13 protein-coding genes and 1 tRNA gene are annotated in these 19,059 nt (G+C 62.7%); 12 read left to right on the top strand and 2 right to left on the bottom strand.

Annotated features, from left to right (window positions below; all coding sequences use genetic code 11):
- Positions 1 to 141 precede the first annotated feature (141 nt).
- A complete protein-coding gene (gene ffh, locus KFB96_RS26130) occupies positions 142 to 1,530 on the top strand; it encodes a signal recognition particle protein (RefSeq protein ID WP_213458369.1) in 1,389 nt (462 codons plus the stop codon).
- A 437-nt stretch (positions 1,531 to 1,967) separates the two neighbouring features.
- On the opposite strand, the gene KFB96_RS26135 is transcribed toward ffh, so the two are convergent.
- Positions 1,968 to 2,042 (bottom strand) — tRNA-Glu (locus KFB96_RS26135).
- A gap of 169 nt (positions 2,043 to 2,211) precedes the next feature.
- On the opposite strand from KFB96_RS26135, the gene pcnB reads away from it, so the two are divergent.
- The 4 genes from pcnB (at position 2,212) to panD (ending at position 5,884) form a co-directional block, all read left to right on the top strand.
- Positions 2,212 to 3,579, top strand: coding sequence for a polynucleotide adenylyltransferase PcnB (pcnB, locus tag KFB96_RS26140; protein ID WP_213458370.1), 1,368 nt, complete (start codon positions 2,212 to 2,214; stop codon positions 3,577 to 3,579).
- Positions 3,580 to 3,669: 90 nt separating this feature from the next.
- Positions 3,670 to 4,473: a 3-methyl-2-oxobutanoate hydroxymethyltransferase gene (gene panB, locus KFB96_RS26145; RefSeq protein WP_213458371.1), complete on the top strand. Its 804-nt coding sequence runs from the start codon at positions 3,670 to 3,672 to the stop codon at positions 4,471 to 4,473.
- A 70-nt stretch (positions 4,474 to 4,543) separates the two neighbouring features.
- Complete coding sequence (gene panC, locus KFB96_RS26150) at positions 4,544 to 5,422, top strand: pantoate--beta-alanine ligase (protein WP_213458372.1); 879 nt, start codon at positions 4,544 to 4,546, stop codon at positions 5,420 to 5,422.
- Between the two features lie 81 nt (positions 5,423 to 5,503).
- Positions 5,504 to 5,884: an aspartate 1-decarboxylase gene (gene panD / locus KFB96_RS26155; protein WP_120798967.1), complete on the top strand. Its 381-nt coding sequence runs from the start codon at positions 5,504 to 5,506 to the stop codon at positions 5,882 to 5,884.
- A gap of 112 nt (positions 5,885 to 5,996) precedes the next feature.
- Here the strand turns inward: panD and glgA are convergent, their stop codons facing one another.
- Positions 5,997 to 7,547 (bottom strand): glycogen synthase GlgA, encoded by a 1,551-nt coding sequence (gene glgA / locus KFB96_RS26160; RefSeq protein WP_213458373.1) that lies wholly within the window; start codon positions 7,545 to 7,547, stop codon positions 5,997 to 5,999.
- A 111-nt stretch (positions 7,548 to 7,658) separates the two neighbouring features.
- Here glgA and zwf point away from each other — a divergent pair, with 111 nt between their 5' ends.
- From zwf to KFB96_RS26195, 7 genes are all read left to right on the top strand, one after another.
- Positions 7,659 to 9,134 (top strand): glucose-6-phosphate dehydrogenase, encoded by a 1,476-nt coding sequence (gene zwf, locus KFB96_RS26165; RefSeq protein ID WP_213458374.1) that lies wholly within the window; start codon positions 7,659 to 7,661, stop codon positions 9,132 to 9,134.
- A gap of 47 nt (positions 9,135 to 9,181) precedes the next feature.
- A complete protein-coding gene (gene pgi / locus KFB96_RS26170) occupies positions 9,182 to 10,831 on the top strand; it encodes a glucose-6-phosphate isomerase (RefSeq protein ID WP_213458375.1) in 1,650 nt (549 codons plus the stop codon).
- A gap of 594 nt (positions 10,832 to 11,425) precedes the next feature.
- On the top strand, positions 11,426 to 13,348 hold the full coding sequence (locus tag KFB96_RS26175) for a PrkA family serine protein kinase (RefSeq protein ID WP_213458376.1): 1,923 nt from the start codon (positions 11,426 to 11,428) through the stop codon (positions 13,346 to 13,348).
- A gap of 248 nt (positions 13,349 to 13,596) precedes the next feature.
- Entirely contained in the window at positions 13,597 to 14,868 is a 1,272-nt protein-coding gene (locus KFB96_RS26180; protein WP_213458377.1) for a YeaH/YhbH family protein, read from the top strand.
- The gene (locus tag KFB96_RS26185; RefSeq protein ID WP_213458378.1) at positions 14,865 to 16,355 is read left to right on the top strand and encodes a SpoVR family protein; all 1,491 of its coding nucleotides are present in this window, start codon (positions 14,865 to 14,867) and stop codon (positions 16,353 to 16,355) included. The genes KFB96_RS26180 and KFB96_RS26185 overlap by 4 nt, the downstream gene beginning before the upstream one ends.
- A 37-nt stretch (positions 16,356 to 16,392) precedes the next feature.
- Positions 16,393 to 18,198: a L,D-transpeptidase family protein gene (locus KFB96_RS26190; RefSeq protein WP_213458379.1), complete on the top strand. Its 1,806-nt coding sequence runs from the start codon at positions 16,393 to 16,395 to the stop codon at positions 18,196 to 18,198.
- A 341-nt stretch (positions 18,199 to 18,539) separates the two neighbouring features.
- The gene (locus KFB96_RS26195; protein ID WP_300971189.1) at positions 18,540 to 18,980 is read left to right on the top strand and encodes a septal ring lytic transglycosylase RlpA family protein; all 441 of its coding nucleotides are present in this window, start codon (positions 18,540 to 18,542) and stop codon (positions 18,978 to 18,980) included.
- Positions 18,981 to 19,059 lie beyond the last annotated feature (79 nt).

The raw sequence follows: 19,059 nt of genomic DNA on the forward strand, positions 1-19,059 counted from the left end.
TCGAGACGGGGCCTTGTCGTATCGCCTGCCGATGGCGGGCATTATACTCGGAACTTTCGCGACAGGCCGGGCCGACGCCGGCCTAATTCAGATCGAATATCCGTGCGGGCATCGCGGCCCGACGAGGATCGAGGTCCATATATGTTTGAGAATCTCCAGGATCGTTTCGGCGATGTCCTGAATAATCTGCGCGGTCAGGGTCGTCTGACCGAAGAGAACATCAAAGAAACCGTCCGCCAAGTGCGCATGGCGCTCCTGGAGGCCGACGTTGCACTCCCGGTGGTGCGACAGTTCGTCGAGGACGTGCGCGAGAAGGCGCTCGGCGAGACCGTGACCCGGAGTCTGACGCCGGGTCAGGTCATGATCAAGATCGTCAACGACGAGCTGGTCACGCTGATGGGCCAGTCCAACGAGCAGTTGGACCTGACCGCGCAGCCGCCGGCCGTGGTGCTCATGGCGGGCCTGCAGGGCTCGGGTAAGACGACCAGTGTCGCCAAGCTCGCGCGCTGGCTGCAGGAGAAGCAGGGCAAGTCGGTGATGGTCGTGAGCTGCGACGTCTATCGCCCGGCCGCCATCGAGCAGTTGAAAACGGTCGCGGCCGAGGTCGGGGCCGAGTTCTATCCGAGCACGCCGGATCAAAACCCGATCGAGATCGCCAAGCGCGCGCTCGATGCGGCGCGCAAGCGCTTCAAGGATGTCCTGATCGTCGACACCGCCGGCCGGTTGCATGTCGACTCGGCCATGATGGACGAGATCAAGGCGATTCATGCCGCGTTGAAGCCGATCGAGACCCTCTTCGTCGTGGATGCCATGACGGGTCAGGATGCGGCCAATACGGCAAAGGCCTTCGACGCGGCCCTGCCGCTCACCGGCGTGGTTTTGACCAAGACCGACGGCGATGCCCGCGGCGGTGCGGCCCTCTCGATCCGCCACATCACCGGCAAGCCGATCAAGTTTCTGGGCACCGGCGAGAAGACCACGGCGCTCGAGCCCTTTTATCCGGATCGTGTCGCCTCGCGCATCTTGGGGATGGGCGACGTGGTGTCCTTGGTCGAGGAGGTCCAGGCCAAGGTCGACAAGGACAAGGCCGAGAGGTTGGTCAAAAAGCTCAAGAAGGGCAAGGAGTTCGATCTCGTCGATTTCAAAGAGCAGCTCGATCAGATGGCGAGCATGGGCGGCATGATGAGCCTCATGGACAAGCTCCCGGGAATGGGGCAGATCCCCGACCATGTGAAGAACAAGGCGAGCGACAAAGAGATGGGCAAGTTGATCGCCATCATCAACTCGATGACGCCGCAGGAGCGCCGTTTTCCGGCCGTCATCAAGGGTTCGCGAAAGCGTCGTATCGCCACGGGATCAGGTACCGAGGTGCAGGACGTGAACCGCCTGCTCAAGCAGTTCGCTCAGATGCAGAAGATGTTCAAAAAGATGAAGGGCGGCGGCATGGCCAAGATGATGCGCTCCATGCAGGGGCGCATGCCCGGAGGCTTTCCGCCGGGCGGGATGCCGCCGGGTGGTTTTCCGATGTAGATCGCCCGCACCGAGGCCCGACCGACGTCTCCGGCGTAGCGGTGCGTTCTGACCCGAGTCACGCGCCAAGGAAGGCGTCTTGCCGTGCAGGGTTCCGAGGATGCCTTCGAGTTGTTACCGGGGTGACGGCGTCCTTGTGAGCGACGTCTTCGAGGGTGCTGTTGATCAGGGCGCGCAGCGTGCTTATCGAGGTCGGTTTCGTAGGAGACTGATTTCGCGCGGTTTAGGGTTCCCTGAGATCCGGGAGAGCCCCGCATCTGATAGGTTTTGCCGATGACTCACTCGATGCCGCGTGGACCCTGCACGGCATCGAACGGCCCGCTGTTGCTGGCGAGCTGTGGCCGATGAGGGCGACCGGGACGGGGACGATATTCGAAAAAGGCTTAGGACGTGGCCGGCGGCAACAGTGACGTCTGACCGTAATCGCCTGTTTTGTTTGGCGCTCCCTAGGGGGTTCGAACCCCTGTTACCGGCGTGAGAGGCCAGCGTCCTAACCGCTAGACGAAGGGAGCAGGTACTGCGGCGTAGAAACGCGTATTATACGCGCATCACGGCGCTCTACAAGCCGGCTGTGACCTTTCTCTTACCAATGGCTGCAACTCCGCGCCCCGTCGTGCTCGGCACCGGGTGTCGCCTTCATGGGTGCAGCCCTCAGCGATCAGGAATTCCTCCGAAAAGGTGATGCAGGAACCTTTCCAAAACACGAGCTCGGACGCGATCGCGGCGACCCCTTTGATCGTGCCTCGGCCCGAGCACGGGATCTCGCGCGCGAACATCAGCGAGAACGCACTCAAGGTGCTCTACCGTCTAAAACAAGAGAATTTTCAAGCCCATTTGGTGGGTGGAGGGGTTCGAGACCTTTTGCTTGGTCACGAGCCGAAGGATTTCGACGTGGCGACCGACGCGACCCCCGAAGAGGTCCGTCAGGTCTTTCGCAACTGTCGTCTGATCGGGCGGCGCTTTCGTTTGGCGCATGTCCATTTCGGGCGCGAGATCATCGAGGTGGCGACCTTCCGCGGGACTACGACCTCGGACGGCGACGAGAACGACCGGCAGATGGAGAACGGTCGGATCCTCCGGGACAACACCTACGGCACCATCGCCGAGGACGCCCTGCGCCGGGATTTCACGGTCAATGCGCTCTACTACAACATCGCCGATTTTTCGCTCATCGATTACGCCGACGGGCTCGAGGACATCAAGGCCGGTCGGCTGCGTCTGATCGGCGATCCGGAGCAGCGCTATCGCGAGGACCCGGTGCGGATGCTCCGGGCGGTGCGCTTTGCCTGCAAGCTGGGCTTCACGATCGAGCAGCAGACCGAGCAGCCGCTGTTCGAGCTCGCCCATCTGCTCGCCGACATCGCCCCGGCGCGACTCTTCGACGAGCTGATCAAGCTCTTTCATTCGGGGTACGGCCTCGGCGTCTTCGAGAAGCTGCGCCAGTACGGGCTCTTCGGCGAGCTGTTCCCGGCGACGGAGGACTGCTTGGCGCGGGAAGATCATGGATTCCCCCTTACCTTCGTCAGTCGGGGTTTGGCCAATACCGACAAGCGGCTGCACGAGGACAAGTCCGTGACACCGGCCTTCCTGTTCGGCGTGCTCCTCTGGGAGCCGGTCAGGAGGCGTTTCGAGGAGTATCTGGCCGGTGGGGAGGCCGCCAACGAGGCGATGTTCCTGGCGGCGAGCGAGATCTGTTCGCAGCAGCAATCGCTCGTTGCGATTCCGAAGCGATTCTCGCTGCCGATGCGCGAGATCTGGTCGATGCAGCCTCGGCTCGAGCAGCGTGACGGCAAGCGTCCGCAGCGCCTGGTGACGCACCCGCGATTCCGGGCCGCTTACGACTTCCTGGTCCTGCGCGCGGAGGCCGGCGAGGCCGATCCGGAGCTGGCGGCCTGGTGGACGCGTTTTCAGGAGGCGAGCGGACAGGAGCGCGCGACCATGACCGAAGGGGGCGCGAAACGGCGTCGGCGGCGTCCGCGGCGGCGCAAGACGGGAGATACCGCAGGTCCCGGGACGGAGGCGAGGGGGGGCGTGGAAAGCGGCGGCTGAGTCTTCGGCCCGCCTGATCGAGTGCGGGGTAGCGTTGCTCGATCTCGGCCACTATCCTCGCGTCATCAAGCCTGACCTTCGGAGTCGACCATGTCTTTCGCGCCGATCTCGGTCGCCACCCTCGCCGGAATGAAGGCAAAGGGCGAGCGTATTGCTTCTCTCACCTGTTACGACGCCAGCTTCGCACGCTTGCTCGATACGGCAGGTGTCGATCTGATGCTGGTCGGAGATTCTCTGGGAATGGTCCTCCAGGGGCACCGCACGACCGTGCCGGTCACCCTCGAGCAGATGGTCTATCACGCCGCCTGCGTCTCGCGTGGACGCGGTCGGGCACTGCTTGTCGTGGATCTGCCCTTTCTTGCCTGCGCGACGCCGGATCGCGCGATCGACGCGGCCGGGCGGCTGATGCAGGAGGGCGGGGCGGAGGTCGTGAAGCTCGAGGGCGGGGCGCCGATGCTGGAAACGGTTCGGCGTCTCACGGAGCAAGGCGTGCCCGTGTGCGCCCATTTGGGACTTCTGCCTCAGTCGGTGCACCGCATCGGCGGTTATCGTTTCCAGGGCCGGGACCACGCCTCGGCTGAGGCGATCCGGCACGATGCCATCGCCATGCAGGAGGCCGGTGCGAGCCTCTTGGTCTTGGAGTGTGTTCCTGCGGCTTTGGCCTCCGAGATCGCCGTGACCCTGACCATTCCGGTCATCGGGATCGGTGCCGGTGCAGGATGCGATGGCCAGGTGCTCGTACTGTACGACATGCTGGGTCTCAATCCGGGTCGTCCGCCGAGCTTCAGCCGAGATTTCATGACCGGGGAGGGTTCGATCGCGGATGCCGTCGCGGCCTATGTCCGGGCGGTCAAGTCGCATGAGTTCCCCGGTCCTGACGAAACGCCTTATTGACGATTGACGACGGATCGATGCCGAGATCAAACCGATCGGGCGGAGTGGGCCGCCGTCGCGGGAAAGGGCCATGAAGACAATCGAAGCACTGGAAGACCTCCGTGAGCAGGTCCGTACATGGCGTGGGGCGGGGGAGCGCGTGGCCTTCGTCCCGACCATGGGGAATCTGCATGCCGGGCATCTGACCTTGATCGCGGAGGCCCGCGCGCGCGCGCCGCGGGTGGTCGCGAGCATCTTCGTCAACCCCATGCAGTTCGGCCCCGCCGAGGATCTGGATGCCTATCCGCGGACCTTGGCGCGCGATCGGGAGTTGCTCGAGGCGGCGGGTTGCGACCTCTTGTTTGCCCCCGATGTTGCGACCGTCTACCGGCGCGGCAGCGAGGCGCAGACGCGCGTGGAGGTGCCGGGACTCTCCGATGTTCTCTGCGGCGAGAGCCGCCCCGGACATTTTCGCGGCGTGGCGACCGTGGTGTGCAAGCTGTTCAACATGGTACAGCCCGATATCGCACTGTTCGGCGAGAAGGATTTCCAGCAGCTCTTGGTGATCCGGCGGATGGTCGAGGACCTGGCCATGCCCGTGGAGATCGTCGGGGTGCCGACGGTGCGCGAGACCGACGGTCTCGCCATGAGCTCGCGCAACGGCTACCTTTCGCCCTCGGAGCGGGCGCGCGCCCCGGCATTGCGGCGGGTGTTGACGGCGGCTCGGCAATCCTTGCTGGACGGCAATGCTGCCGCGTCTGTCGAGCGGGAGGCCGAGGACGCTTTGCGCGAGGCCGGTTTGGTCCCAGACTATGTCCAAGTCCGCGCGACGCACGACCTGCGACCGGCCACGGAGACCGACCGAGATCTGGTGATCCTCGCCGCCGCCTACCTTGGCCGGGCGCGTCTGATCGACAATCTCAGGGTGCGGCCGGACGTGAATGCTGCGCTGCAGCAGACGCTGCGGTAAACTACGCCGATTCTTAGATCGAGAGCGCTTCGTTCAGGTCACGAAGACGCGGCCATACCGGCCTTTCGGAGGATTCAAGACATGCATCTGACCTTGTTGAAGTGCAAATTGCATCGGGCTCGCGTGACCCATGCGGAAGTCGACTACGAAGGCTCCTGTGCCATCGACGAGGAGCTGTTGACGCTCGCGGGCATTCGCGAGTACGAGCAGATTCAGATTTACAACGTCACCAACGGCGAGCGGTTTACGACCTACGCCATCCGCGCCGAGCCCGGCTCGCGGGTGATCTCCGTCAATGGGGCCGCAGCGCACAAGGCCGCGCCGGGCGATCGCGTGATCATCTGTGCTTACGCCGCCATGACGGAGGCCGAGGCCGACGCCCACAAGCCGGCGCTCGTCTATCTCAACGAGCACAACCGCGTGACCCGCACCGGCGATTTCATCCCGGCTCAGGTGGCCTGATCCCGCGCGCGCTCGTCGGAACGAAGGCGCCTGTACCAGGCACCGCTCTGCACGAGCCGACCCAAAGCAGCCAACCCTGAGGAAACGAGCCGGACTCCGCCCGACCGGGCGGCTACGCCAACGCGGCGCTCGCCTGATCCGTCTCCGCTGCGATCGCCCGCTCGGCGATCGCCTCCGCGTAAAGCCGCACATAGCTGCGCGCGCTTGCCTCCCAACTGAAGTCCTGACGCATCCCCGTCGTTGCGAGCTTACGCCACGCCTGCGGATTGTCGCGATACAGCTGGAGGGCCTGTCGGACGGCGTCGAGCAGGGCATCGGTGCGCGGCTCGTCGAACAGAAAACCGGTCGCGGTGCCGTCGGCGAGCGTGTCCGGGGTCGCATGGACCACGGTGTCGGCCAGCCCGCCGGTGCGGTGGGCGATGGGCGGCGTCCCGTAGCGCAGGCTATAGATCTGGTTGAGCCCGCAGGGCTCGAAGCGCGACGGCATCAAGAAGGCGTCCGAGCCGGCCTCGATGCGGTGCGCACGCGACTCCTCGTACTCGATGAAGACCCCGACCTGACGTGGATACAGGGCCGCGATGGTCAAAAGCGCCTGTTCCGTGCTGCGCTCTCCGGTCCCCTGGAAGACGACCTGGATGCGCGGGTCTTCGAGAAGCCGCGGGAGCATGGCGAGGATCAGGTCCACACCCTTCTGCTCGACCAGGCGCCCGATATAGCCCAGCACGAAAGCGTCCTCGTTGCGCGGAAGCCCGACCTCGCGTTGGATGTCGAGCTTGTTCTCCGCCTTGAGTCCAAAGGTCTCCGGGTCATAGCATTGCAGGATATAGGGATCCGTCAGGGGATCCCAGATCCGATAATCGACCCCGTTGAGGATGCCGCTGAAGCGACTGCCGATCTGGCGCAGAAGTCCGTCGAGCCCGAATCCGAAACGTGCCGTGCGTACCTCCGCGGCATAGGATGGGCTGACGGTGTTGACCCGGTCCGAGAAGATGATCCCGCCCTTGATGAAGGACATTCTCTGATGGAACTCCAAGCCCGAGACACTCCAGAGTGCAGGCGGCAGGCCGAGGCGGTCGAAGGTCGCGCGATCGAACAGACCCTGGTAGGCGAGATTGTGGATCGTAAACACGCTTGCGGGAGGTCGGGGCAGATCCTGAAAGAGCGCCGGAGCCAGTCCGGTTTGCCAGTCGTTCCCGTGCAGTACATCGGGTTGCCAGCCGAGCGCCGGCAGCCCGCGAGCGATCAGTGCAATGACCCGACAGAAGAGGAGGAACCGCTCGGCGTTGTCGCCCCAGTCGCGTCCGCTGAGGTCGGTGTAGGGATTGCCCTCGCGACAGAAGTGCTCGGGTGCGTCGACCAGATAGATCGGCAGGTCGTGATCCGGATGCTTGCCTTCGAGAATGCGCACCTGGGTGCGGCTCGTCGGGATCTTCAGCTCGCACAGCATCTTGGTGTCGCGCAACTGGCGTGTCGCGCGAGGATAGGCCGGCAGGATGAGCCGCACGTCGTGACCCAGGTCGCGCAATGCCGCCGGTAGACTGGCGGCGACATCGGCGAGCCCGCCGGTTTTGATCAGCGGATGAGCCTCGCTGCTCGCCATGAGGATATGCAGCGGCCGCTCCGGCGCGGTAATGTCCGGGGATAGAAGTAGCGATGGCTCCATGGAGGGTCCCTAAATCCGAGTGAAGCGGTTGCCGGCGCGGCACGCCTGGCTTGGCAACAGTATGACAGGGCTCACGTTATCACATTTGTCCGCGATCGAGGCACCAAGGCCATGCTGGATCCCTGCACCATCCTGATCTTCGGCTCGACGGGTAACCTGGTGAGCATCAAGCTGCTCCCGGCGCTCTATCACATCGAGGCGGCGGAACGTCTTCATCCCGAGACTCGGATCATCGGATTCGGCCGACGCCCCTGGTCGGACGACGACTGGCGCGAGCAGGTCCGGGCGAGGCTCGCCGAACGACTGCCCGGCGCCACCCACGCGCCTGTCCTGGAGCGTCTGCTCGGTCGGATGCGCTTCGTCGAAGGCGACCTGGAAGAGTCCGCCGGTTACGTGCGCCTGGCCGAACGATTGCGCGAGGAGACGGACATCCCGGCCAACCTCATGACCTATCTGGCGGTGGCGCCGAAGCACTATGGCGGCATCGTCGATAACCTCGCCGCCCGGGGCCTGAACGCCGAGGACGGACGTTGGTCCCGCCTGGTGGTGGAGAAACCCTTCGGTTTCGACCTCGAGAGCGCGGCCATTCTCGATCGCCGCATTCGGCGTTGTTTCGGCGAGTCGCAGATCTTTCGCATCGATCACTATCTGGGCAAGAGCACGGTGCAGAACATCCTGGTGTTCCGCTTCGCCAATCTGATGCTCGAGCCCCTTTGGAATCGCAACTATATCGATCACGTTCAGATCTCGCACGCCGAGGCCGCCGGGATCGGGGAGCGCGCCGGTTTCTACGACGGTGTGGGCGCCATGCGCGACATGATCCAGAGCCATCTTCTGCAGATGCTGACCCTGGTGGCGATGGAGCCTCCGCCCTGTCTGGATGCCGAGGCGCTGCGCGACGAGAAGGTCAAGGTTCTGCGCTCGATCCGGCCGATCCCGCGCGAGGCGGTGCATGCCCAGGCCTTTCGCGCACAGTACGGGCCCGGCGCGTCGGGCGCAAACAAGGTTCCGGGCTATCGCGACGAGCCCGGCGTCGGGCACAACAGCACGACCGAGACCTATGCCTCGCTGAAGCTCTACATCGACAACTGGCGCTGGCGCAACGTGCCCTTTTATCTGCGCACGGGAAAGCGTCTTGCCCGCAGCAACTCCCTGATCGCCATCCGGTTCAAGCATCCGCCGCAGCAACTGTTTCGCTATACGGCCATCGAGCAGCTCAAACCCAACTGGCTGCTGCTCAACATCCAGCCCAACGAGTGCATCCGCATGGAGATCCAGGTCAAGCAACCCGGACTGGAGATGCGCACCCAAACCGAGCGATTGGACGCGAGCCGGTGCACCATCCCGTCCGAGCAGATCGACGCCTACGAGGCGCTCATCCTGGACGTGATCGAGGGCGACCATACCCATTTCCTGCGCTTCGACGAGGTCGATTGGGCGTGGCGAGTGGTGGATCCGGTACTGAAGCTGTGGTCCACCGAGCGCGACTTCATCCAGACCTATCCGGCCGGGTCCTGCGGACCGCCCGAAGCCAATCGATTGTTCGACAGAGACGATCAGTCCTGGCGCGAGGGGATGGACGAGTAACCCCCCGACAGCCGCAGAATCCGCCAACGCCTTATCAGGAGAACCTCATGACATCGCTCATCAATCAAACACCCGCGTGGCGGGCGCTGGAGCAGCACAGACACGAGATGCAGGACGTCGCGATGCGCGATCTCTTCGCGTCCGATCCCGGCCGCGCCGACAGGATGCGCTTGTCCGTCGCGGGACTGCGTCTTGATTACTCGAAGAACCTCGCCACCCCGCAGACCCTCGCGCTGCTGCTCGATCTGGCTGAAACCGCCGACATGAGCGGATGGATCGCTCGGATGTTCGGCGGCGAGCCCATCAACAACACCGAGGAGCGCGCGGTGTTGCATGTGGCCCTGCGCAATCGCTCCAATCGACCGATTCCGGTCGAAGGTCAGGACGTGATGCCGGGGGTCAACCGCGTGCTCGAGCGTCTCGAGTCGTTCGTCGGGTTGGTCCGCTCGGGCGAGTGGAAGGGCTTTCAGGGCCAGTCCATCCGCGATGTCGTCAACATCGGCATCGGCGGCTCCAACCTCGGGCCCAAGATGGTCCGCACGGCGCTCGGTGCTTACGGCAGCAACGACCTTCGGGTCCACTTCGTCTCGAATGTCGACGGGACCCATCTTCTGGAGACGCTCAACGACCTGGATCCGGCACGCACACTCTTCATCGTCGCCTCCAAGACCTTCACGACCCAGGAGACCATGACCAATGCCACCAGCGCGCGCGACTGGCTGCTGGCGGCGGCGCGCGACCCGGCAGCGGTCGCCAAGCACTTCGTTGCGGTCTCGACCAATGCCGAGAAGGTGTCCGCCTTCGGGATCGACACCCGGAACATGTTCGGGTTTTGGGATTGGGTCGGCGGGCGCTATTCGCTCTGGTCGGCCATCGGTCTGCCGATCGCGTTGGCGGTCGGCTACGAGCGCTTCGTGGAGCTGCTCGAGGGCGCCTTTGCGATGGACGAGCACTTCAGAACCGCCCCGCCGGCGGAGAACATGCCCGTCGTGCTGGGTCTGCTCGGGGTCTGGTACGCCAATTTTTGGGGTGCACGAACCCATGCCGTCTTGCCCTACGATCAGTATTTGAGGCTCTTGCCGGCATACCTTCAGCAAGGCGATATGGAGAGCAACGGCAAAGGCGTGACCCGCGAGGGTGTCGCCGTGGACTACACGACCGGCCCGGTCGTTTGGGGCGAGCCGGGCACCGACGGGCAACATGCCTTCTACCAGCTCATCCATCAGGGCACGCAACTGATCCCGGCGGATTTCATCGGCGCGATCAAGAGCCACAACGAGCTCGGCGATCACCACTTAAAACTCATGGCCAACTTCTTTGCGCAAACCGAGGCACTGATGCGCGGGCGCACCACCGAGGAGGCGCTCGCCGAGATGCTCGGTGCCGGGGTCCCGAGAGAGCGGGCGCAGTTTCTCGCGCATCACCGCACCTTCCCGGGCAGCCGTCCGACGAACAGCATCCTGATGGAGCGCCTGACCCCCTTCACGCTGGGGGCCTTGATTGCGCTCTACGAGCATCGGATCTTCGTGCAGGGCGTCCTTTGGGGGATCAACTCGTTCGACCAGTGGGGCGTGGAGCTCGGCAAACAGCTTGCGGGGGTGATTCTCGAAGAGCTCCGCGAAGGGCATGTCGGCGCGGATCACGATGCATCGACGCGTGCCCTGCTGAACGACTTCATCCGGGGCCGCCGCGCCTGAGGTCGACGCGTCGCATCCCCATGCGATGGCGAGATCGGGCGCCGTTCGGGTGTGGGCCGAGGTCGAGCGTCGGCGTGACCCGAAATCCGTAAGCGCCTCACGGTGATGTTGCTCGCGGGATGAACCCCGGCGCCGGTGCGCTGTCTTTTAAACCGGCGCTGCGTCTTGGTGCTAGTCTCTATGCATCGGTGTGGGGCGAGGGTTGCCCACCGCCGAAGCGTGCAGAGCGGAGTGTCCGGCTGAGCCTTCGCCGAACGCGGCCGAACGCGTTCGACTCAAGCGGTTCTATGCCGCTTGTGCGGCGGCGCGCGCGCCTTCATCGGCGGGTCCGGTCGACGCTGTCGACTTCCCGGGACGTGCTTGCACTTTATTGGTGCGCGATCTGGCCGCGCCGGTGCGCTGGTGCGCCGCGCGCGACCAGGCCCGGTACCGGCGCGGTGCAGAGGCGGCATTGCATCCGATGGCGCGCATATTGCTGATCTTCGAATCCAAACCTTGTCTTTCCCACAGTTCGCCCCGAGCACTGTACCGAGGCGAGATGCGGTCGACACTGGGTCGGGCGAGCAACAACAGCTTCCGAGCGAGGTAATATTTATGTCGATCTTCGAACGCTACCAGGCACGCTACGAGTCATCCCGCGAGGAGGTAATGACCCTCGACGAGTACTTGCAACTGTGCAAGTCCGACCCGAGCACCTACGCAGGGGCGGCGCAGCGCTTGCTGACGGCGATCGGCGAGCCGGAGCTCGTCAATACCCGCGATGATCCGAGACTCAGTCGGATCTTTCAGAACAAGATGATTCGGCGCTACCCCGCATTCTCCGAGTTTTACGGGATGGAGGAGGCGATCGAGCATCTGGTCTCCTACCTTAAGCACGCGGCTCAGGGGCTCGAGGAGAAGAAGCAGATCCTCTATCTGCTCGGCCCGGTCGGCGGCGGAAAATCGTCGCTCGCCGAAAAGCTCAAAGAGTTGATGGAGCTGCGACCCTTCTACGCGATTCACGAGTCGCCCGTGTTCGAGTCACCGCTCGGCTTGTTTTCGCCCGAAGAAGACGGCCCCATCCTCGAGGAGGATTACGGGATTCCGTCCCGCTATCTGCGCACCATCATGTCGCCCTGGGCGGTCAAGCGCCTGCAGGAATACCGCGGCGACATTACGCAGTTCAAGGTCGTGAAGCTCTACCCGTCGGTGCTCGAGCAGGTTGCCATCGCGAAGACCGAGCCCGGTGACGAGAACAACCAGGACATCTCCTCGCTGGTCGGCAAGGTGGACATCCGGCAGTTGGAGCGATTTGCTCAACACGACGCGGACGCCTACAGCTATTCCGGTGCACTGTGTCGCGCAAACCAAGGTGTGATGGAGTTCGTCGAGATGTTCAAGGCGCCGATCAAGGTGCTGCATCCGCTTCTCACCGCAACCCAGGAAGGCAATTACAACGGAACCGAAGGGCTGTCCGCACTGCCGTTCCAAGGCATCATCCTTGCGCACTCCAACGAGTCGGAATGGCAGAGCTTTCGCAACAACAAAAACAACGAGGCATTCCTCGACCGCGTCTTTATCGTCAAGGTTCCCTATTGCCTGCGCGTCAACGAAGAGACCCAAATCTACGAGAAGCTGCTCTTCAACAGCTCGCTTTCCGATGCGCCGTGTGCGCCCGGAACCCTGTCGATGATGGCCCAGTTTTCGGTGTTGACGCGTGTGAAAGAGCCCGAAAATTCGAGTGTTTTCTCGAAGATGCGCGTCTACAACGGGGAAAACCTCAAAGACACCGATCCGAAAGCCAAGTCCATGCAGGAGTATCGGGACTATGCCGGGGTCGACGAGGGGATGTCGGGAATCTCGACACGCTTCGCGTTCAAGATCCTTTCGCAGGTCTTCAACTTCGATCACAGCGAGGTTGCGGCCAATCCCGTTCACCTCTTGTACGTCCTCGAGCGCCAGATCACGCGTGAGCAGCTGCCCCCGGAAACCCATGAGCGCTATCTGAGCTTCCTCAAGCAATACCTTGCCCCGCGGTATGCTGAGTTCATCGGCAAGGAGCTTCAAACGGCCTACTTGGAGTCTTATGCGGAATACGGTCAAAACATCTTCGATCGCTATGTGACCTATGCGGATTACTGGATTCAGGACCAGGAGTATCGCGACCCCGATACAGGCGAGATGATGAATCGCGGCGGACTCAACGAAGAACTCGAGAAGATCGAGAAGCCGGCGGGGATCTCCAACCCGAAGGATTTCCGAAACGAGATCGTGAACTTCGTTCTGCGGGCACGCGCGAACAACGGCGGCGCCAATCCGAAATGGACCAGTTACGAGAAGCTGCGTGTCGTCATCGAGAAGAAGATGTTCTCCAATACCGAGGAGCTTCTGCCGGTGATTTCGTTCAACGCCAAGGCGTCCGTCGACGAGCAGAAGAAGCACGATCAGTTCGTCGATCGCATGACCGAAAAGGGCTACACGCCGAAGCAGGTCAGGCTGCTCTCGGAATGGTATCTGCGGGTTCGCAAATCGCAGTAGGTGTGAGGGGTAGACACCGATCCGAGCGGTGTCACTCTCGACGGTCGGGTGACTCTCGCGGCGAGGGCACAGGCCGCCTCGGCCTCGCCGGTCGGCGGTCGATCGCGTGATCGGCCGTCGGGTCCGGCGGCATCATGGCGGTGTCGAGCGCAGCAAAGGAAAGGGCGATCAGGGAGTCGAACGCAGGCGCGGGAACCGACTTGCGCGATTCGTCGTTGTTTTACCCAGCCGAGCAGGCAAGAGTCCTTATGTCACACTTCATCGACCGTCGACTGAACGGCAAGAACAAGAGCACGGTCAATAGACAGCGTTTCTTGAAGCGCTATAAGTCGCAACTCAAGCGCTCGGTCGCCGATGCCGTGAACAAACGCAGCATTACGGATATCGACTCGGGCGAGCGTGTGGGTATCCCGTCCAAGGATATCTCCGAGCCGGTGTTTCATCACGGCAAAGGGGGAGTCCGCGACATGGTGCATCCCGGCAACAAGGACTTCGTCACCGGGGATCGGATCCGGCGTCCGGAAGGCGGCGGCGGGGACGGCTCGGGCCAAGGCAAGGCCGGAAAGGGCGGAAAAGGCGACGACGACTTCGTCTTCGAGCTGTCGCGCGAAGAGTTCATGGACCTCTTGTTCGATGACCTCGAGCTTCCCAATCTGGTGCGGAACCAGTTGATGGGGACGACCGAGTTCAAAACGGTGAGGGCCGGTTATTCGACCGACGGATCACCCTCCAATATCGACGTCGTGCGCTCGCTCAAGGGTGCCATCGCACGCCGAACGGCAATCGGGGCACCGCTGCGCGCGCGTGCGCGCGAGCTCGAGGAGGAGCTTCGGACACTGCTCGACAGCGGCATCGACGAGACGGATTCGCGCGTGCGCGAGATTCGCGAAGAGATCGATCGACTGCGCACCCGGATTGCTGCACTGCCCTTTATCGACACCTTCGACCTGCGCTACCAGAGCTTCACGAAGCTACCCGAGCCGACGAGCAAAGCGGTGATGGTCTGCATCATGGATGTCTCGGGCTCGATGGATCAGGTGCGCAAGAATCTCGCGAAGCGGTTCTTTATCCTGCTGTATCTATTCCTCCAGCGGAACTACGACAAGATCGACGTCGTCTTCATTCGTCATCATACGATCGCTCAAGAGGTCGACGAGCAGGAGTTCTTCTATTCGCGCGAGACCGGGGGCACGGTCGTATCGAGTGCGTTGAATCTGGCCTACGACGTTCTCAAAGAGCGCTACGATTCTTCGGTGTGGAACATCTATGCCGCGCAAGCCTCGGACGGAGATAACTGGGATTCCGATTCGACGGTCTGCCGTGATCTGCTGGTGGAGAAGCTGATGCCCTTGATGCGCTATTTCGCCTATGTCGAGATCACCCCGCGTCAGCATCAGAGCCTTTGGTATGCCTACCAAGAGGTCAGGGCGATGCACCGGCACTTTGCGATGCAGGAGATCGACGGTGCCGAGGATATCTTTCCCGTGTTCCGGGAGCTGTTCAGGAGGCAGGAGGCATGACCAAGAACCTCATCTCGGATTCCTCCGAATGGTCGTTTCCTTTGCTCGAGAGGTTCGATCGGGAGATCGGCCGCTTGGCCCGCGATGTCTACGGTCTGGATACCTATGCCAATCAGATCGAGGTCATCAGCTCCGAGCAGATGATCGATGCCTATTCGTCGGTCGGTCTGCCCATCAATTATCCGCATTGGTCGTTCGGCAAGCAGTTCGTCGCAACCGAACAGACCTATCGGCGCGGTCAGATGGGACTGGCCTACGAGATCGTGATCAACTCCGATCCCTGTATCGCCTACCTCATGGAGGAGAACACGCTCCCGATGCAGGCCCTCGTCATCGCGCATGCCTGCTACGGCCACAACAGTTTCTTTAAAGGCAACTATCTCTTCCGCACCTGGACGAGCGCCGATGCGATCATCGACTACCTGGTCTTTGCTCGACGATTCATCGCCGAATGCGAAGAACGCTACGGTCAGGCCGAGGTCGAGATCTTGCTTGATTCCTGTCACGCATTGATGAATCACGGCGTAGATCGCTACAAGCGACCGACGCCCTTGACGCTCGCCGAGGAACAACGTCGCCAAAAGGAGCGCGCCGCGTATCTGCAATCGATGGTCAATGATTTGTGGCGAACCCTGCCGACCTTCGATACGGACGACGGTGCGGAGCAGGATGTGCGCTGGCCGGATGAACCGCAGGAGAACCTGCTTTACTTCATCGAAAAAAACGCCCCGCTGCTCGAGCCCTGGCAGCGCGAGATCGTTCGGATTGTCCGCAAGCTGGGTCAATATTTCTACCCACAGCGCCAGACGCAGGTCATGAACGAGGGCTGGGCAACATTCTGGCACTACACGCTCATGAATCATCTGTACGACGAAGGCTTCGTCACGGATGGTTTCATGATGGAGTTCCTGCAGTCGCATACCGGCGTGGTCTTCCAGCCCACGTTCGACGTGCCCTATTACAACGGGATCAATCCCTACGCGCTCGGTTTTGCGATGATGCGTGATATCCGGAGGATTTGCGAGCAGCCGACCGACGAGGATCGTCACTGGTTCCCGGACATCGCGGGCGGTGACTGGCTGAAGGTCTTGGACTTCGCCATGCGCAACTTCAAGGACGAGAGTTTTGTTGCACAGTATCTTTCGCCGACGGTCATGCGCGATCTGCGCTTGTTTGCGATCGCGGACGACGACCGCGAGGAGCACCTGGAGGTCACGGCGATCCACGAGGAGCAGGGCTACCGTGCGTTGCGACAGTCACTCGCCGAGCAGTACAACCTCGGCTCCCGCGAGCCGAATATTCAGGTGTTCAATGTCGATCGTCGCGGGGACCGCTCCATGACCTTGCGGCACTATCGGCACAATCGGCGGCCTCTGGGTGATTCGGTCGATGAGATGCTGCGCCATATCAGGCGACTGTGGGGCTTCACCGTCCGCTTGGAGGCCCTGGACGAGAACGGCAGAACACAGTTGATCGGCGAGTGTTGATCCGCCGGGGAGGCGTCGGGCCTGAGGGATAATCGGTATGCGTTTGGGTTTGGTCGGTCTATTGTTGCTCTTGGTCGTCGTTTCTGCTCCGGCGTCCACGGAGGGGTTGCTGCGCCCGACGCTCGATGCGATCCGGGATGCGCGAACCGTTGCCGTCGAGGGCGTGCCGCTCTTGTCCGGTCGTCTGCTGTCTGAGCTCTACGCGCAGCGCGGCGATGTTCTGGTCTGGGTTGAGCCGGCGCCGATCTCGGATCTTTTGGACCTCGCGCAGCGCAGCGTGTCCGAGGGCTTCCGGCCCGAGGATTTCCATGTCGAGCATCTCCGGCGACTCGCGGCGCCGGGTGCGCTCGAATCCCTGACCGGCAACACACGTCTCGCAGCCGATCTCGTCCTCAGCGATGCCTTGGCACGCTACGTTCACCACCATCGCTACGGCAAGCTCGATCCGGTTGCTGTCGATTCGAAATGGCACGACAGATCTCCTGTGTCCAGCGAGGTCATCCTGGCCGACATGACTCGGGCGCTCGACGGCGATGATCTCGCGGGCAGCCTGAGCGAGCGTATCTCGCGCCCGTTTTGGTATGAGGACCTGAAGAAGGCGCTGCAGCGCTACACCGCTCAGACCTCGCTTGTGGGACTGCCGCCCCTGCCGGCCGGGTCGAATCTGGCCCTAGGCAGCCGGCATCCGCGCGTCGCGATGCTGCGCGAGCGTCTGGCGCGGATCGATGGCGCGGCGGTCTCGGAGGCATTCGATGCCGATCTGTTCGACACCGCACTCAACGAGGCCGTGCTGTCGTTCCAGCGGCGATCGGGGCTGACGGCCGACGGTGTCGTGGGTCCCTCGACCCTCGCGGCGCTCAACGGGCACAGCGACGAGACGAAGGCCGAGCAGATCCGGATCAATCTGGAGCGGATGCGCTGGCTCTATCATGACCTGCCGGAAGACTACGTGTTCGTCGATGTGGCTGCGTTCAAGGTCCACCTGGCGCGCGGCGGGAGCTTCGTGTGGTCGACGCGTGTCATCGTCGGGACGCCCGAGACCCAAACCCACATGTTTCGCGACACCATGGACCACTTGGTCTTCAATCCAACCTGGACCGTGCCCGTGTCCATCCAGAAGAAGATGGGCAGGGTCTCGGCCGATTATCGGTTGGTCGATCGACGAACCGGGAAGCAGGTCGGCGGCGGGAATGCCGGTGATTACACGCGTTATCGGCTTGTCCAGGCGCCGGGTCCGAAAAACGCCCTCGGCCGCGTCAAGTTCATGTTTCCGAACCGCCACGCGATCTATCTCCACGACACGCCCGGAAAGGCTGCGTTCGCGCGCCAAGCACGGGCCTTGAGCAACGGCTGCGTCCGAGTACAAGACCCGCTGGACCTTGCCGAGGCGATCCTCGATCAGCCCAACTGGGATCAGTCCGGGATCGAGCGCGTGGTCGAGCGCGGACGGACGCGCTACGTCGACCTCGCGGACACCCTGCCGGTGTTGCTCTACTATTTGACGGCCTTTGCGGACGCGCAAGGTCAGGTGGGCTTTCGCCAGGATATCTACGGACGCGACGAGGCGTTGCGTGCTGCCTTCTCCAGTCCGGTCCTGCGCACGCGCATCGGCTTCCCCGAGCCTCCGGCCGAGAGCCCGAGCCCGAACCTGAGCCCGGAGAAGCCCGAGCGGGCACCGGATGTCGAGCCTCCGAATCCGTCCGACAAAGACACATCGGTTCGCCTCACCGGCCGGGATTCCACCGAAGGCCAGGGCGACGGGCGTGGGTCCGGGACCGATGGTTCCGACCCTGCCGTCTCGACCCTCGATCGCCCCGAGGCGCGCCCCACAGGTCGGCTCTGAGGGGGCGCGATCATCCGTCTTGCGTTCTCCCGATTGTCTGGTGCAGCACGGCAGATGTGTCGAGACCGTTCGTTGTCGTTATCGTATCGATGGTCGATGACGACAACGACAACGACAACGACAATGATCTCGGACGGTCTCGGAATCTCTGCACCGCTCTGCAGTGGACCCCTCCGTCAAGACAGTCCCTGCACGTCGTGCCAAGGACTGTCCCGTGCGTTTCGTGTTTGCCCCGGGGTAGATTGAAATCCTCTCTCCCGTTAGACTCCGGCACCGTGGCGATTCGCAAGGTTTGCGCATCCCGCCTCAAACACCAAACGTTACGAACGGAGAGCTCTGTTTTGATTCGACGGCACATCTGGTTGACCCCGGCGCTCGCAATGTTGGCGTTTCTTCCCACGGCAACCCTTCAGGCCAATGTCACGGATGGAGTGGCTTCTTACTACGGAGATCGTTTCGACGGACGGCGCACCGCCAGCGGTGTCCGGTTCGACAAGAATGCCTTGACCGCGGCGCATCGAACCCTGGAGTTCGGCACGCGGGTGACGGTGACGAATAAGGCGAACGGACGTTCGGTCGACGTCGTCATCAACGATCGAGGCCCCTTCTCACGTGGCCGTACGATCGACCTCTCGAAGGCGGCCGCCAAGGAGATCGGGATGTTGGCCAGAGGCGTTGCCCCGGTGCGTCTGGAGGTCGTCGAGTCGGGCAGTCCCTCCCGGCTTGCCGGAAAGACCATTACGCTCGCCGATGCCGAACGGGTCCTTATGGAGCTCTTCTAAACCGCGTCTGCCCTTGGCTTAGGCGATTCACGAGAAGGCGACGACCACACCAAGTAGGGGCGACCAAGTAGAGGCGACT

The organism is Thiocapsa sp. (assembly GCF_018399035.1).
GTDB lineage: Bacteria > Pseudomonadota > Gammaproteobacteria > Chromatiales > Chromatiaceae > Thiocapsa.